Source organism: Bowdeniella massiliensis, from assembly GCF_023634005.1.
Taxonomy (GTDB): domain Bacteria; phylum Actinomycetota; class Actinomycetes; order Actinomycetales; family Actinomycetaceae; genus Bowdeniella; species Bowdeniella massiliensis.
Genome location: NZ_JALIQR010000005.1, coordinates 150,063 through 165,010 on the forward strand (window position 1 = coordinate 150,063; position 14,948 = coordinate 165,010).

The window sequence follows — 14,948 nt, forward strand, 5'->3', positions numbered from 1 at the left end:
CCGTTGCGTGAGCGGACTCACTGCCCGGCGGGCTCCGCATCCGAGCGGATATCGAGCTTCCACCCGGTCAATCGGTGGGCGAGGCGGGCGTTTTGCCCCTCCTTGCCGATCGCGAGCGAGAGCTGGTAATCCGGCACGATCGCGATTGCCCGGTGGGCTCCTTCGTCGATGATGACCTGGGAAACCTTCGCCGGGGACAGCGCGGCAGCTACGAACTCGGCGGGATCGTCACTGTAGTCGACGATGTCGATCTTCTCGTTACGCAGTTCGCTCATGACGGCCCGGGCGCGCTGACCCATCGGGCCGATGCAGGCTCCCTTGGCGTTCAGGCCCGCCACGTTGGACTTCACCGCGATCTTGGAGCGACGCCCGGCTTCCCGCGCAATCGAGGTGATCGTGACGTCGCCCTTGGCCACCTCGGGGCACTCGTGGGCGAAGAGGCCGCGCACGAACTCGGGGTGGGTGCGAGAGACGATGATCTGCGGGCCCTTGCGGCCGCGGCCGACCTCCACCACGTAGGCGCGCAGGCGCTCGCCGTGCTCGTAGGTTTCGCCGGGCACCTGCTCGTGTTCGGGCAGGATCGCCTCGACGTCGCCGAGGTCGATAGAAATGTGGCGGGTGCGGTGATCGTGCTGGACGACGCCGGAGACGAGCTGGCCGGCCTTGTCCTTGTAGTTGCCAAGGACCTGCTGATCCTCGGCGTCGCGCAGCCGCTGCACGATGACCGAACGGGCGGTCTGGGCCGCGATGCGGCCAAAGCCCTCGGGCGTGTGCTCGAACTCGCCGATGATCGTACCCTCATTGTCGTACTCCGGTGCCCACACCGTCACGGTCCCGGTGCGACGATCGATATCGATCCGGGCACCGCGTACGGAATCGGGCAGGTGGTGGTAGGCGGTCAACAGGGCTTCTTCGATCGCCGAAATGAGGACATCCAGCGAGATCTCCAGCTCGCTTCCCACGAGCTTGAGCGCACTCATGTCGATATCCACAATCGTCTCCTTATCTCACCCGATGCCGGGTGTGGCCATAGCTTGATGTTGGTGGGCGCGCGCGGGGCGCGGCCTCTTAGAGTGCGAGCCGAATGCGCGCTTTGCGCACCTGCTCGATGGGTAGGACCACGTCGTCTTCGCCGATGCGCAGCGTGACGGTCTGATCCTCATCGGAGGCGTCGATGACGCGGCCAAGGAGCTTGGTGCCGTCGTGCACGAATTCGATCTCGTGGCCCTCGGTGCGGCGGAAATGCCGGGGCGTGGAAAGGGTCCGGGTGGCGCCCGCCGTCGTCACTTCCAGCGTGTAGGTTCCGGGCAGCGGGTCGTGCTCGTCGAGGTAGCTCGAGATTTCGCGGGAGAGCTCGGTGAGTTTTTCCGAATCGACGCTGCCGGGACCGTCGGGCAGATCGACGGTGACACGGAGGACGGATTTCTTGCCGGCGGACACGACTTTGACGTCTTCGAGCAGCAGTCCGTGCGCTTGGCCAAGCGGGGTGAGGTGGCGTAGCAGGTCGGTTTCGCGTTGGTCGGCCATCTGACAACCCTCCATGTGTAGTTGTATCGCTCGCCATGCTACCAGGACGCGCGCGGCGGATTTTTCCGCCGCGGCGGCGGCTGTGGCACCCTAAAGAGGTGCAACGACTGCGACTTCTGCTAGTGGCCTTGGGCTGCGCGTTACTGCTCGGCGGGTGCGCGCTGCGCTTCGATACGCCCGCACCGACGCCCGAGCCCCCGAGCGCGGAGGAGACCCTGCGCCAGGAGGCCGCGATCGCACTGCAGGCGCTGGCCGAGGCGAACCCGGAGGCGCTCGGCGATGAGCAGGCCGCTGACCGCTACCGCACTCGCGTCGAGCTCGTGGGCGGCGTGTGGCAGGCATGCCCGACGGACGCGAGCGAGCAGGAGTGCGAGGCACTGCCCACTCCCCCGGCGATTCCGCCCGTGACGACGAGTGAGCAAGCGATTGCGCAGCGCACCGCCGCAGCAACGGCCCTAAAGCAGCTGGCGGACGAGGACACGTCGAGCGGAGTCGTCGCCGCGGGCATGCTGCCCGCGTTGCTCGCCGAATTCAGCGCCGAGGATGCCCCCGTCGAGCTGCCGGATTGGGGCAGCGGGCGGTGGACGACGTCGGCCGCCGTCGTGGAAGCCCTCGACTGGGGTGCATGGCAGCTGGAGGCGCTCGGCGCGCGCTCCGGTGACAAGGAGTCCGTGACGCTGGCCCGCAGTTATCGCGCGGCCGTCGCGGCGCCGCAAGCAAGCGGCGTGAGCGGGGTGCGACCGCCGTCGACGTATGTCACGGAACAGCTCTCGCGCGCTGAGATTATCCAGCGCAGCGCCGCGGCAGTCGCGGGCGCCCTGCCCGATCTGGCGGTGGCCGAGCGCGGCGCGGTCATGAGCTATTTGACTGAGGCGACGCGGCAGCTCGCGACCGCGAAGATTGAGGTCCCCGCGAGCTGGTTGGCCGGCTAGGCGCCGCTACCATCCCATACGAGGCCGCCCTCGGGTAGGAGACGCGCGCCGTCGCTGATGCGGTGCGCCTCGCGCCGGTTGCCGGGTAGCAGGTGGACGACGCCGACACCGAAGCTGAGCTCGGTGACGTCGGCGATGAGGCGGCGATGGCAGCGCCACCATACCGTCTCCGAGCACATGATCGCGACGCGCCCGCGAGGGGCCTCGGCGAGGAGTTCGTTCATCGCGTCGGCGAATTCGGGGGTGCGGGTGTGGGCGGCGTAGGCGCGAAACGAGGCGACCTGCCACCACGTATCCGGCGAGCGCGCATCCGCCTCACGGTTCAGGTGTCGCCGGCCGCCGAGGCGCTCATCCCAGCGATAGGCAATGGCGTGCTCGGCGCACATGCGGGCGATGGCCTCGCCCTGCGCGTCCGGATTGTGCCGCGAGTGCGGAAAGCGCCGGACGTCAACCAGTTGGGTGACGCCCGCCGATGTGAGGAGCGCGGCCAGGCCGGCTGCGGTGAGCCGGCCGTGGCCGCACGTGAGGAGTCGCGCCTTAGGCTCCGGCGTCAAGGAGCTGGGCGGTGAGCTCGTCGGCGATGGCCTGCGAAGCACCGTCAATCTCGATCTCGCGGGACTCGCCGGTCGCGCGGTTGCGCAGTTCGACGACACCATCGGCAAGGCCGCGCCCGACGACGAGGATGTTCGGCACGCCGAGCAGCTCTGCGTCGGCGAACTTCACGCCGGCGGAGACTTTGAGGCGATCGTCGTAGATGACGTCGAACTCGGCGTCGTCGAGGTCCTCGGCGAGCTGGGCCGCGGCCTCAAAGATCGCCGGGTCCTTACCGGTGGCGACGATGTGCACGTGGGCGGGCGCCACCTGGATCGGCCAGGTCAGGCCGTGCTCGTCGTGGTATTCCTCGGCGAGTGCCGCGAGAATGCGCGAGACACCGATGCCGTAGGAGCCCATCGTCACGATGCGCGATTTGCCGTTCTCATCGAGGACGCTCAGCCCCAGCGCTTCGGCATACTTGCGGCCAAGCTGGAAAATGTGTCCGATCTCGATACCGCGGGCGAGTTCGAGCTCCCCGGAGCCGTCGGGGGCAGGATCGCCCGCGCGGATCTCGGCGGCCTCGATGCGGCCGTCGACCTCGAACTCGCGGCCGAACACGTTGTTGATCGTGTGGTAGCCATCTTCGTCGCCGCCCGTCGCCCAGGCGGAGCCGTACGGCACGCGCGCGTCCATGAGGTAGGTGATGAGCGAGTTGCCGTCGGCGTCCTTGCGGCCCTGGGGGCCGATGTGGCGGGTGCCGATGAAGCCGGGAACAAGCTCGGGGTATGCCTTGAAGTCGTCCTCGCTGGCGGGTTCGACCTCGGCGGGGCTGAGTGCCGCCTCCACACGCTTCAGGTCGACGTCGCGGTCACCGGGCAGGCCAATAACGAGCAGGGAGTCGCCATCGGTGGGGTGGCTGACCTTGAGCACGACGTGCTTGAGCGTATCGGCCGCACTCCAGCCCTGTTCGCGGGGAGCTTCGGTCTCCAGTCCGGATACCAGCGTCGCGATCGTCTTGGCGCCCGGGGTATGGATCTGGCTCGGCTCGGGCACGCTGGAAAAATCGACGTCGGCGGGCACCGGCGTCTCGACGGCCTCGGCATTGGCGGTGTAACCACCGGGCGAGCGCACGAAGGTGTCTTCGCCGATCGCCGTCGGGAAGAGGAACTCTTCGGACTTTGAACCACCCATCGCGCCGCTCATGGCCGCGCAGATGACGTAGTCGAGGCCGAGGCGCTGGAAGATCTTTTCGTAGGCTTCGCGGTGCTTGGCGTAGGACTCATCGAGGCCGGAGTCTTCGACGTCGAAGGAATAGGAGTCCTTCATGATGAACTCACGGGCGCGAATGAGGCCCGCGCGCGGGCGCGCTTCGTCGCGGTATTTCGTTTGGATCTGGTAGATGATCGCTGGCAGGTCTTTATAAGAGGAGTACAGGTCCTTCACGGCCAGGGTGAACATCTCCTCGTGCGTGGGAGCAAGGAGGTAGTCGTTATCGCGGCGATCGCGCAGGCGGAACAGGTTGGGGCCGTATTCGACCCAGCGGTTGGTCGCCTGGTAGGGCTCGGCCGGCAGCAGCGCCGGGAAGTGCACTTCCTGGCCGCCGATCGCATCCATTTCTTCGCGCACGATGGCCTCGACCTTGCGCAGAACCTTCAGGCCCAGCGGCAGCCACGTGTAAATGCCCGGGGCGGCCCGGCGAATATATCCGGCGCGCACGAGCAACTGGTGGCTCGTGACTTCCGCATCGGCGGGGGTTTCGCGCAGCGTGCGAAGGAAGAGTGTTGTCAGTCGAGTGATCACGGTTTGACCTTACCTAAAAAGATCGGCAGACGGTTCTCGCTGTGCGCCGGCGGCCGGGCGCAATGAAAACGACTGCACGTGCCAGGATCCGTCGTGGCGCGCACTCATGTGGAGCGCGCTGTGCTCGACGCGGCCGTCGGCGTGCCGCGTGCTCACTTCGCCACGAATCGTCGCTAGGTCACCGCGCCAGGACACGTGGGCGCCGTCCAGGTGGTAGGTGGGGGCGAGCTCTCGAGCGAGAGGAGCATCAGTTGCACGTTCGGCGCGTCCGGAAAGCGCACGCGAACCTGAGATAAGTCTCACATATTCTGGGGCGACGATGCCGCATGCAAGGTCGGTTAAGCCAGCCAGAACCGAGAAAACAAGGGCCTTGGTCTCAGCGTCAGTAGGGCGTGTCGTCGCATTCATAGCGCCACCTTACTGGTCTTCCCAGACCCTCGAGTTGAGAATCCTTTATCGCAACAATAATTAGCAAGATTCAGCGACAGCTGTTGGGTGAGTGACCCCTCGCGGCCGCTGTCAACCCTTCAGCTTTCCGCGAGACGACACACATATGGGCACCCCTTATGGGGGTGGAAAGCGTCGCGTAGCGTAACCCCATCGAGTGACCCTCGACACCATGTTGTAATTTCTCCTCACGATAGGACTGCCGATGCCAGGTAGATTCTCCCGGCGTGCGGTGGCGATTCCCGCGGGTCTTGCCGTTGCGTTTTCGCTCACTGCACCCGTCGTCGCCGCTCCCTCGCCGAATCCCGATGTCGCCGAGCTCAGCGCCGCCGTCAAAAAGACCTCTCCGAGTCCGTCCGCCAAGATCGTCTCTCCGCTAGAAAAGGGCCGCGTTACCGCCTTCGTGCAGGTCGCGGCCCCCAGTGTTGTCACGGCCAGTGATGATGGCGTGGCACCCTCGACCGCTAAGAAGCGCGTCGAGGCCATGACGTCGGCCGTCGCCGATGCCATTGCCGATCCCAAGGCGACCGTTATGTACACGACGACGAACGCCATCTCCGGTTTCGCGGTTGAGGCCGATGCGGAAGCCCTGACCAAGCTTGCCCAGCGCGATGACGTCATCGCGATCCGCCCTCTGACGCTCCGCACGCCGTCCAACGGCGGGACGAACCAGCTCACGAAGGCGCTGCAGGCTTGGAAGTACTCCGGCGCGACCGGTAAGGACGTGACGATCGCCGTCATCGACTCCGGCGTCGACTTCACCCATAAGACCTTCGGTGGCTCGGGCGACTACAGCCCCTACCGCGATGCGGCAGCTCGCACCGCGAAGCCGACGTGGCCGATCGGCAACGTCATCGGCGGCTGGGACTTCGTCGGTGAGGACTACTCCCCCTCCGGTTCTCTCGGCTCGCGCGTCGCGGTCCCGGACCCGAACCCCATCGACATCGCCCCCGAGGTCTGCACCGCTGACCCGAAGATCCGCCGCTCAGGCGGCCACGGTACGCACGTGGCCGGAACCGCTGCTGGCAAGGGCGTCAATGCCGATGGCACCACCTTCACCGGCGAGTACGCCGCCCTGAGCGACGAGGATCTGGCCGGCTTCCAGGTCGCCCCGGGCTCAGCACCGGAAGCCAACATCCTCGCATTCAAGGTGTTCGGCTGCGCGGGATCCACCGGCTACGTGCCGGCTGCTCTCGATGAGCTCCTCGCCAAGAACGACGACGGCTCCTATAAGTGGCCCAAGGTCGACATCGTCAACATGAGCCTCGGCGGCACCTACGCGCCGGCTGGCGATCCCGAAAACCTCATCGTCGATGCCCTGTTCAAGGAGCGCGGCATCGTCTCCGTCGTCGCTTCCGGCAATGACGGCGACCAGTACGACATCGGCGGCTCCCCGGGCAACGCCGCGTCAGCGCTGACGGTAGCGAACTCCACCAATGGCGTGTCCTACTTCGACTCGGCGACCTTCGACCTGGGTGGCACGGAAGAAAAGCTCGCCGGCCAGTACTCGGTGAGCTACGAGTGGACCTCCGAAGCGGTGGGCCCGAAGGAGGTTGTCGCCCTGACCGGAGACAACTCCGAGGCGTGCGAGCCGCTGTCGGCCGAGGATGCGGAAAAGGTCAAGGACAAGGCCGCGCTGATCGACTGGGTCGAGGCCCCCTCGCTGAAGTGCGGATCGGCCGCCCGATTCAACAACCTCGAGGCCGCTGGCGCCGCAGGCGTCGTGCTGAAGTCCTCGGTCAACGAGTTCACCTCAGGCATCGCCGGTAATAAGGCCCTGCCTGGTTTCCAGCTCACCGCCGATAACTCCGCCAAGGTCGAAGCGGCGCTGGACGCGGGACCGGTCTCGGTTACCTTTACCAAGGACGGCATCAGCGCGATCCGCGAATTCGACGCGAACAACGCCGACAAGCTCAACTCCTCGTCCTCGCGCGGCGTGCACGGCTCCTTCGGCATCGTCAAGCCCGACGTGGCAGCCCCCGGCACTCAGATTGTCTCGGCCGCGGTCGGTAGCGGCAACGGCCCGACTGCCATGACCGGCACCTCGATGGCGACCCCGCACGTCGCGGGCGTGACGGCGCTGGTCAAGCAGGCGCACCCGGAGTGGAACGCAATCCAGCTCAAGGCCGGCGTCATGAACACCGCCTTCCACGACATCACCTCCGACAAGGGCGCCTACGGGCCGCAGCGCGTTGGCGCCGGCCGCGTCGATGCCAAGGCCGGCGTGGACAACCACATCGTGATGTTCGATTCGCAGGCCTCGGCTCTCGCCTCGGTGAACTTCGGAATCGTCGAGTTCCCGGCGGCCGGCTTCACTGCCGATCGCAAGGTCACGATCCAGAACACGGGCGATAAGGCCGCAGCCCTGAAGCTCTCCTACCTCGAGGCCACCAAGGTTCCTGGCGTGACATATTCGGTCTCCCCGGCCGCGGTCAACGTCCCGGCAGGTGGCCAGGTGGAAGCAACGGTGACGATCGCGATCGATCCGAAGCGCTTCGCCAAGGTCATCGACCCGACGATGCCGCTCGAGCAGGAAGTCGCAGCCCTAGGCGGCGCGAAGTTCCTGCGCGAGTTCATCTCCACCCCGACGGGCCGCCTCGTTGCCAAGGGCACCGGCGCTCCCGAGGGCGGCGAACTGCGCCTGCCGATCTCCGCGACGGTCAAGCCCGCCTCCGCCCTCACCGCGAAGTCCGACTTCGACGCGGACAAGAACACCGGCACGCTGAGCGCCACCGGCGAAACCTTCGCTCACGACAGCGCCTACCCGGGCAAGGTCAACGCGTTTGTGCCCGTGGCACTGCCGCTGGAGTTCGTCGCCTCCTCCCCGGAGAAGAAGGTCTCCGCCGAAGAGGAGCCATACGCCGAGGTGTTGAAGTCCACCGACATCAAGCGCGTTGGCGTCCTGAGTAATGTCAAGCAGTTGACCGGCACCCCGGAGGAGATCGCCAAGGAAGCCCAGGTGCTCGTCGGTCTGGAGACCTACGCCGCCTGGCCGATCTCCCCGGCCGCCCCCGGCTACCTCTCGCTGAAGGTCCAGGCTAAGGGCAAGACCTACTCGGTCCAGGCCATGCGCCTGGAAGGCTCCGATGTCGCCGTCGTCGCGGTCTTCGACGACGCGGGTAAGAACACCGGACTGTCCTTCGTCAACCAGGTGCCCGGCGGCGCCTTCGATACGAACACCTTCGATAGCGCTGTCATGGCGCTGCCGTTCGAGCTCACCGCCGTCGGATTCACGCCGGAGGAGATCGCCGCCGGTGATCTGCCGCTGACCATCACCGCGGTCGGTAACTCCTGGTACGCCGCGGAAAAGCCCGACGAGGGCCTGGCCGCTGGCGAGACCGACGCGGTCACATTCGAGTACAACGCTGGCAAGCCGCGCATCTCGTTTGCCTCCAACCTCGGCGTCAAGGGCGTGGATCTGAACCTCGACGGGGAAGCCATTGCCTACACGCTCGATCCGGACGCCAAGCGTCCCGTCGCGAAGAACGCGCAGGAGGGCGACGACAAGCACGACGTGCTCTACTTCCACCTCCACAACGAGGTCGGCGAGCAGGCCGAACTGTTGGCGCTGAAGGCGGCAACCGAGCCGACGGAAGAGCCCACCGAGACTCCGACGGAAGAGCCGACGGAAGAGCCCACCGAGACTCCGACTGAGGAGCCCACCGAGACTCCGACTGAGGAGCCCACGGAAGAGCCCACTGAGACTCCGACGCAGTCCCCCACCGATGAGCCGACGGCCAAGCCGACGAACCCCGGTAAGCCCGGACTGCCGATTACCGGCGGCGAGGTGCTGGGCGCAGGATTCCTTGCGCTCGTCCTGCTCGGCGGCGGCGCGCTGCTGATCCGACGCCGGACGGCCTAACCGATCCGAGCCCCACGGGCCGGGTTCCACCACGGTGGGACCCGGCCCGTTGGCGTTGCCGACATGCCGAATTTCGGGGAGGAATTTTTTAGCTCTTCTAAACTGGCAGTCAAGAAGAGCTAAACGAGAAAGATCCGCGTGATGATGCGGAAAGAGTGTGGCGCAGATCCCGGCTATTAGGTGACGAAATGGTAACGATTCCGCCTTGCGGCTTCATGGCGAGGTGATCTGGTACATGACGGGCGACATTTTTGATCGTAGGATGTCCAGAGTCGAGTGACCCTCGACACCCCTGAAGTTAGATCCCTTCACGGTAGGACTGCCGATGCCAGGTAGATACCACCGTCGTGCGGTTGCGATTCCCGCCGGTATTGCCGTCGCGTTATCGCTTACCGCGCCCGTCGCAGCTGTTCCCTCGCCGAATCCGGATATCTCGGAGCTCAAGGCGGCGGTTGCTGCAGCAAAGATCTCCCCCTCGGACAAAATCGTCTCCAATCTCGATAAGGGCCGCGTCTATGCCTTCGTGCAGGTCGCGGCCCGCACTGTTGTGGATGCGACGGACGCGGGCGAAAAGGCCTCCGTGGCAAAGAAGAAAGTCGAAGATAAGGCGAAGGAAGTTGCCGGTGCCCTGACCGATTCCAGCGCCGAAGTCCTGTACACGACGACGAACGCTATCTCCGGCTTCGCGGTCCAGGCCGATTCGGAAGCGCTGACCAAGCTCGCCGAGCGTGATGACGTGGTGGCGATTCGTCCCCTGACGCTGCGCACCCCGTCAAATGCTGGCAGCAACCAGCTGACGCGTGCCCTGGATGCCTGGCAGTACTCGGGCGCCACGGGTAAGGACGTCACTATCGCCGTTATCGACTCCGGCGTCGACTTCACCCATAAGACCTTCGGTGGCTCGGGCGACTACACGCCCTACCGCGACGAGGCCGCGCGCACCGTCGCCCCCGAATGGCCCATCGGCAACGTCATCGGCGGCTGGGACTTCGTCGGTGAGAAGTACTCCCCCTCCGGTTCTCTCGGCTCGCGCGTTGCGGTCCCGGACCCCAACCCCATCGACATCGATCCCGACGTGTGTAACGCGGATCCGCGCATCAGCCGCGCGGGAGGCCACGGCACGCACGTGGCCGGCACAGCCGCTGGCATGGGCGTCACCGCAGAAGGCGAGACCTTCACGGGTGACTACTCGGCGCTCACCGCCGAGGATCTCAACACCTTCAAGGTTGCTCCGGGCTCGGCGCCCGAAGCCCAGATCCTCGCGTTCAAGGTCTTCGGCTGCGCGGGCTCGACCGGCTACGTGCCGGCTGCCCTCGATGAACTGCTCGCCAAGAACGATGACGGTTCCTACAAGTGGCCCAAGGTAGACGTCGTCAACATGAGCCTCGGCGGCAACTACGCCCCCGCGGGAGATCCCGAAAACCTCATCGTCGACGCGCTGTTTGAAGAGCGCGGCATCGTCTCCGTCGTCGCCTCCGGTAACGCGGGCGACCTGTATGACGTTGGCGGCTCCCCCGGCAATGCGACCTCCTCGCTGACAGTGGCGAACTCCACCAATGGCGTGTCCTACTTCGACGCGGCCACGTTTAACCTGAACGGGTCGGAAGAAAAGCTCGCCGGCCAGTACTCGGTGAACTACGAGTGGCCCTCGGACGTCGTCGGCCCGCAGGACGTTGTTGCCCTGACCGGCGCGAACTCCGAGGCCTGCCAGCCGCTGTCGGCTGAGGACGCCGCGAAGGTTGCCGGCAAGGCCGTGCTGATCGACTGGATCGACACGCCTGCCCTCGCCTGCGGCTCAGCCGCCCGATTCAACAACGTGGAAAACGCTGGCGGCATCGGCGTCGTGCTGAAGTCCTCGGTCAACGAGTTCACCTCGGGCATCGCGGGCAACGCCACGATTCCGGGCTTCCAGCTCACGGCCGATAACACCGCCAAGGTCGAAGCGGCGCTGGCCGCCGGACCAGTCTCGGTTACCTTCACCAAGGACGGCATCAGCGCCATCCGCGAGTTCGACGCGAACAACGCTGACAAGCTGAACCCATCGTCCTCGCGCGGCGTGCACGGTTCCTTCGGCCACGTCAAGCCCGATGTGGCTGCCCCCGGCACCCAGATCGTCTCCGCGGGCGTCGGTAGCGGCAATGGCCCGCTTACCCTCACGGGCACCTCGATGGCCACTCCGCACGTCGCGGGCGTGACGGCGCTGGTTAAGCAGGCGCACCCGGAGTGGAACGCCGTTCAGCTCAAGGCCGGCGTCATGAACACCGCTTTCCACGACATCACCTCCGATAAGGGTGTCTTCGGGCCGCAGCGCGTTGGCGCCGGCCGCGTCGATGCCAAGGCGGGCGTGGATAACCACATCGTGATGTTCGATTCGGCCAACCCGCAGCTTGCTTCGGTGAACTTCGGTGCCGTCGAGTTCGCTGACAACACCTTCAACGCCCAGCGCAAGGTGACGATCCAGAACACCGGCGATAAGGCCGCTGCCCTCAACCTGTCCTACGTCGAGGCCACCAAGGTTCCCGGCGTCACCTACACCGTGACGCCCGCGAAGGTTTCGGTGCCCGCCGGCGGCCAGGTCGAGGTTTCGGTCAAGCTCAGGATCAACCCGAAGAACTTCTCCAAGGTCATCGACCCGACGATGGAGTTGTCGCAGACGGTGGCCGCCCTGGGCGGCGTCGAGCTGCTGCGCGAGTTCATTTCCACCCCGACGGGACGTCTCGTTGCCAAGGGCAGCGGCGCTCCCGAGGGCGGTGAGCTGCGCCTGCCCGTCTCGGCCGCGGTCAAGCCCGTTGCCAACCTGAAGGCGAAGGCCAAGCTCGATAAGAAGACGAACGAAGGCACTCTGACCGCTAACGGCAAGTCCTTCAGCTACCCGAGCGCCTACGACGGCGTCGTTAACGACTTCTTCCCGGCTGCCCTGCCGCTGGAGTTCGTGGCGTCCTCGCCGGAGAAGGTCGTGGATGAGGCCGACGCGGAATACGCGGAGCTGCTGAAGTCCACCGACATCAAGCGCGTCGGTGTCCGCTCCAACGTCAAGGAACTGACCGGTACGCCGGAAGAGATCGCGAAGGACGCGCAGGTCATCGTGGGTCTGGAGACCTACGGCGCCTGGCCGATTTCCCCGGCCGCGCCCGGCTACCTGTCGCTGCAGGTCGTCGCCAAGGGCGTGCCGTACTCGGTTGAGGCCATGCGCCTGGATGGTTCGGACGTGACGATCGTCGCCGTGTTTAACGCCCTGACGGGCCGCAATACCGGCATCTCCTTCGTCAACCAGCTGCCGGGTGGCGCCTTCGATACGAACACGTTCGATAGCTCCATCATGGCGCTGCCGTTCGATCTGACCGCGGTCGGCTTCACGCCGGCCGAGATCGCTGGTGGCGACCTGCCGCTGACGATCCGCGCGATCGGTAACTCCTGGTACGCCTCGGCCAGCCAGGAAGAAGGCCTCGCCTCCGGTGAGACCGACGCCGTGGTCTTTGAGTACAACGCGGCTAAGCCCCGCATCTCCTTCGGATCCAACCTCGGTGTGACGGGGATCGACGTGAGCGCTGATGGCGAGCCGATCCCGTTCAAGGTCTTCCCCGAAAACCCGCGCCCCAACGCGCTGAACGCCCAGGGTGGAGACGACAAGCAGGACGTGCTCTACTTCCACTTCCACAACAAGGTCGGCAACCAAGCTGAACTTCTGAACCTGAAGATCAAGTAGCCGATACGAAGGCGGCCGGCACGATTGAGATCGTGTCGGCCGCCTTTGTCGTCTCTAGAACAAAATCGTCGCGAAGGTGGCGACCTGTTCGAAGCCGGTGCGCTGATAGATTCGCATCGCCGGCGCGTTATAGGAGTTGACGTACAGGCTCACCGTCGAGGCGAGGTGGGCGGTCGTCAGCTCGCACACCCCGGCCATCGCCGCCGAACCGATGCCGCGCCCCCGCAGGCGTGGATCGACCCACACGCCGTGAATCTGCGCGACGTCGCCCGCCAGCACCCCTACCTCGGCGGTGAAGACCACGGGCGAGCCGGGCGTATCGTCCTCGGTAATGACGAAGGTGCGGCCCGCGCGGATCTGGGAGCGGATGTGGTGCTCGTAGCCCGCACCAAAACGCCGCGGGTCATAGCCCACTTCCTCGGTGTACATCGCGATCGCGGCTGGGACGATCGCCTCGGTATCGGCCACGGTGGCGAAGCGCAGCCGCGGATCGGGCGCGACGCTTGAAGGCTGGCGTTTGACGAGGACGGGCTGGTCCAGGCGCTCTTCGCGCGGTGGCGACCATACATCGCGCAGGTGCTCCCAAAGCCCGGTGACGTGGCCGAGATGCCCCACGATCGAGGAGCAGCGCCGGCCCTGGCTCGCGGCCAGCTTCGCAAAATCATTAAGGGCGTCTTGATCGCCGAGCGCGATGAGGTTCGCGCCCGACCACAGGGCTGCATCCACCCGCGGTCCCCGCTCGGTTTGCTGCACTCGGGCATAGAGCTGGCCGTAGGCTGCCGAGCGCCGACCCATCGCATCGACGTGGCGACGCATCATCACCCCCGTGACGGGTTCGGCTTCGCACAGCTCGATGACGGCGTGGCGCAGCGCCACGTCTTGGGCCGTGACCGGCCGGATCTGGGGGCCTCGGCTCCCGCCGCGTCGCGTCCACCGCTGCAGCACGGCGGCTTACTTTACGGCGACGGTCGGTTCGCCGGAGGCGTGCCCTTCGGCTTCCATCTGTTCGGCGATGCGCTGGGCTTCGGCGATGAGGGTCTGCACGATCTCAGCCTCGGGAACCGTCTTGATGACCTCGCCCTTGACGAAGATCTGGCCCTTGCCGTTACCGGAGGCGACGCCGAGATCGGCTTCGCGGGCCTCGCCCGGGCCGTTGACGATGCAGCCCATGACGGCGACGCGCAGCGGCACGGTGACGTCCTTCAGGCCTTCGGTGACCTCGTCGGCGAGCTTATAGACATCGACCTGGGCGCGGCCGCAGGAGGGGCAGGAGACGATCTCGAGCTTCTTTGGCCTAAGGTTCAGCGACTGCAGGATCTGGATGCCGACCTTGACCTCCTCGACCGGCGGCGCCGACAGCGAGACGCGGATCGTGTCGCCAATGCCCTTGGACAGCAGCGCGCCGAAGGCGACGGCGGACTTGATCGTGCCCTGGAAGGCCGGACCGGCCTCCGTCACGCCGAGGTGCAGCGGCCAATCGCCACGCTCGGAGAGCATCTCGTAGGCCTGCACCATGACGACCGGGTCGTGGTGCTTGACCGAGATCTTGAAGTCGTGAAAATCGTGTTCCTCGAACAGCGAGGCTTCCCACACGGCGGATTCGACGAGGGCCTCGGGCGTGGCCGAGCCGTACTTTTCCAGCAGGCGCGGATCCAGCGAGCCGGCGTTGACGCCGATACGGATGGAGGTGCCGTGGTCCTTCGCAGCCTGGGCGATCTCCTTGACCTGATCGTCGAACTTGCGGATATTACCGGGGTTCACGCGCACGGCCGCGCAGCCGCCCTCGATCGCGGCAAAGACGTAGCGCGGCTGGAAGTGGATATCGGCGATGACGGGGATCGTCGACTTGCGAGCGATGATCGGCAGCGCTTCGGCATCGTCGGCGCTCGGGCAGGCGACGCGCACGATATCGCAGCCGGCGGCGGTCAGCTCGGCGATTTGCTGCAAGGTGGCGCCGATGTCCGTCGTCTTCGTCGTCGTCATCGATTGCACCGAGATGGGGGCATCGCCGCCGACCTCGACGGAGCCCACCTTAATCTTGCGGGTCGGGCGCCGCTGCGCGAGGACGGGCGGGGCTTCCTTAACCTGGGGCATGCCTAGTGAGATCGGAGTAGTCACAGCCCTAGGGTACCGCTGCTGG

At 66.0% G+C, this 14,948-nt stretch carries 10 protein-coding genes; 3 read left to right on the top strand and 7 right to left on the bottom strand.

Features of this window, described 5'->3' with window-relative positions:
* Window positions 1–17: 17 nt before the first annotated feature.
* Both nusA and rimP read right to left on the bottom strand, forming a co-directional pair.
* Window positions 18–992, bottom strand: a complete 975-nt coding sequence (gene nusA / locus MUN85_RS04900; RefSeq protein ID WP_250505643.1) for a transcription termination factor NusA — start codon at window positions 990–992, stop codon at window positions 18–20.
* 76 nt (window positions 993–1,068) lie between these two features.
* On the bottom strand, window positions 1,069–1,527 hold the full coding sequence (gene rimP, locus MUN85_RS04905) for a ribosome maturation factor RimP (RefSeq protein ID WP_250505644.1): 459 nt from the start codon (window positions 1,525–1,527) through the stop codon (window positions 1,069–1,071).
* Between the two features lie 122 nt (window positions 1,528–1,649).
* Here rimP and MUN85_RS04910 point away from each other — a divergent pair, with 122 nt between their 5' ends.
* Window positions 1,650–2,459, top strand: a complete 810-nt coding sequence (locus tag MUN85_RS04910) for a hypothetical protein (RefSeq protein ID WP_250505645.1) — start codon at window positions 1,650–1,652, stop codon at window positions 2,457–2,459.
* Here the strand turns inward: MUN85_RS04910 and MUN85_RS04915 are convergent.
* Genes MUN85_RS04915 through MUN85_RS04925 form a run of 3 tightly spaced genes read right to left on the bottom strand, consistent with a single transcriptional unit; the run spans window position 2,456 to window position 5,201 of the window.
* Window positions 2,456–3,013, bottom strand: a complete 558-nt coding sequence (locus tag MUN85_RS04915; RefSeq protein ID WP_250505646.1) for a DUF488 domain-containing protein — start codon at window positions 3,011–3,013, stop codon at window positions 2,456–2,458. The genes MUN85_RS04910 and MUN85_RS04915 overlap by 4 nt on opposite strands.
* Complete coding sequence (locus MUN85_RS04920; protein WP_250505647.1) at window positions 2,997–4,793, bottom strand: proline--tRNA ligase; 1,797 nt, start codon at window positions 4,791–4,793, stop codon at window positions 2,997–2,999. The genes MUN85_RS04915 and MUN85_RS04920 overlap by 17 nt, the downstream gene beginning before the upstream one ends.
* Window positions 4,794–4,802: 9 nt before the next feature.
* Window positions 4,803–5,201 (bottom strand): hypothetical protein, encoded by a 399-nt coding sequence (locus MUN85_RS04925; protein ID WP_250505648.1) that lies wholly within the window; start codon window positions 5,199–5,201, stop codon window positions 4,803–4,805.
* 244 nt (window positions 5,202–5,445) lie between these two features.
* On the opposite strand from MUN85_RS04925, the gene MUN85_RS04930 reads away from it, so the two are divergent.
* A complete protein-coding gene (locus tag MUN85_RS04930; RefSeq protein WP_250505649.1) occupies window positions 5,446–9,102 on the top strand; it encodes a S8 family serine peptidase in 3,657 nt (1,218 codons plus the stop codon).
* A 325-nt stretch (window positions 9,103–9,427) separates the two neighbouring features.
* Window positions 9,428–12,808: a S8 family serine peptidase gene (locus tag MUN85_RS12675; protein ID WP_284500916.1), complete on the top strand. Its 3,381-nt coding sequence runs from the start codon at window positions 9,428–9,430 to the stop codon at window positions 12,806–12,808.
* Between the two features lie 54 nt (window positions 12,809–12,862).
* On the opposite strand, the gene MUN85_RS04945 is transcribed toward MUN85_RS12675, so the two are convergent.
* A complete protein-coding gene (locus tag MUN85_RS04945) occupies window positions 12,863–13,753 on the bottom strand; it encodes a GNAT family N-acetyltransferase (protein ID WP_250505650.1) in 891 nt (296 codons plus the stop codon).
* A 6-nt stretch (window positions 13,754–13,759) separates the two neighbouring features.
* Window positions 13,760–14,902 (bottom strand): flavodoxin-dependent (E)-4-hydroxy-3-methylbut-2-enyl-diphosphate synthase, encoded by a 1,143-nt coding sequence (gene ispG, locus MUN85_RS04950; protein WP_092565653.1) that lies wholly within the window; start codon window positions 14,900–14,902, stop codon window positions 13,760–13,762.
* Between the last annotated feature and the right edge of the window lie 46 nt (window positions 14,903–14,948).

What these genes read in the sequence shown, in the direction of transcription:
- rimP (WP_250505644.1), bottom strand. Translation starts at nt 1,527, where the DNA reads ATGGCCGACCAACGCGAAACCGACCTGCTACGCCACCTCACCCCGCTT.
- MUN85_RS04925 (WP_250505648.1), bottom strand. Translation starts at nt 5,201, where the DNA reads ATGAATGCGACGACACGCCCTACTGACGCTGAGACCAAGGCCCTTGTT.
- MUN85_RS04930 (WP_250505649.1), top strand. Translation starts at nt 5,446, where the DNA reads ATGCCAGGTAGATTCTCCCGGCGTGCGGTGGCGATTCCCGCGGGTCTT.
- MUN85_RS12675 (WP_284500916.1), top strand. Translation starts at nt 9,428, where the DNA reads ATGCCAGGTAGATACCACCGTCGTGCGGTTGCGATTCCCGCCGGTATT.
- ispG (WP_092565653.1), bottom strand. Translation starts at nt 14,902, where the DNA reads ATGCCCCAGGTTAAGGAAGCCCCGCCCGTCCTCGCGCAGCGGCGCCCG.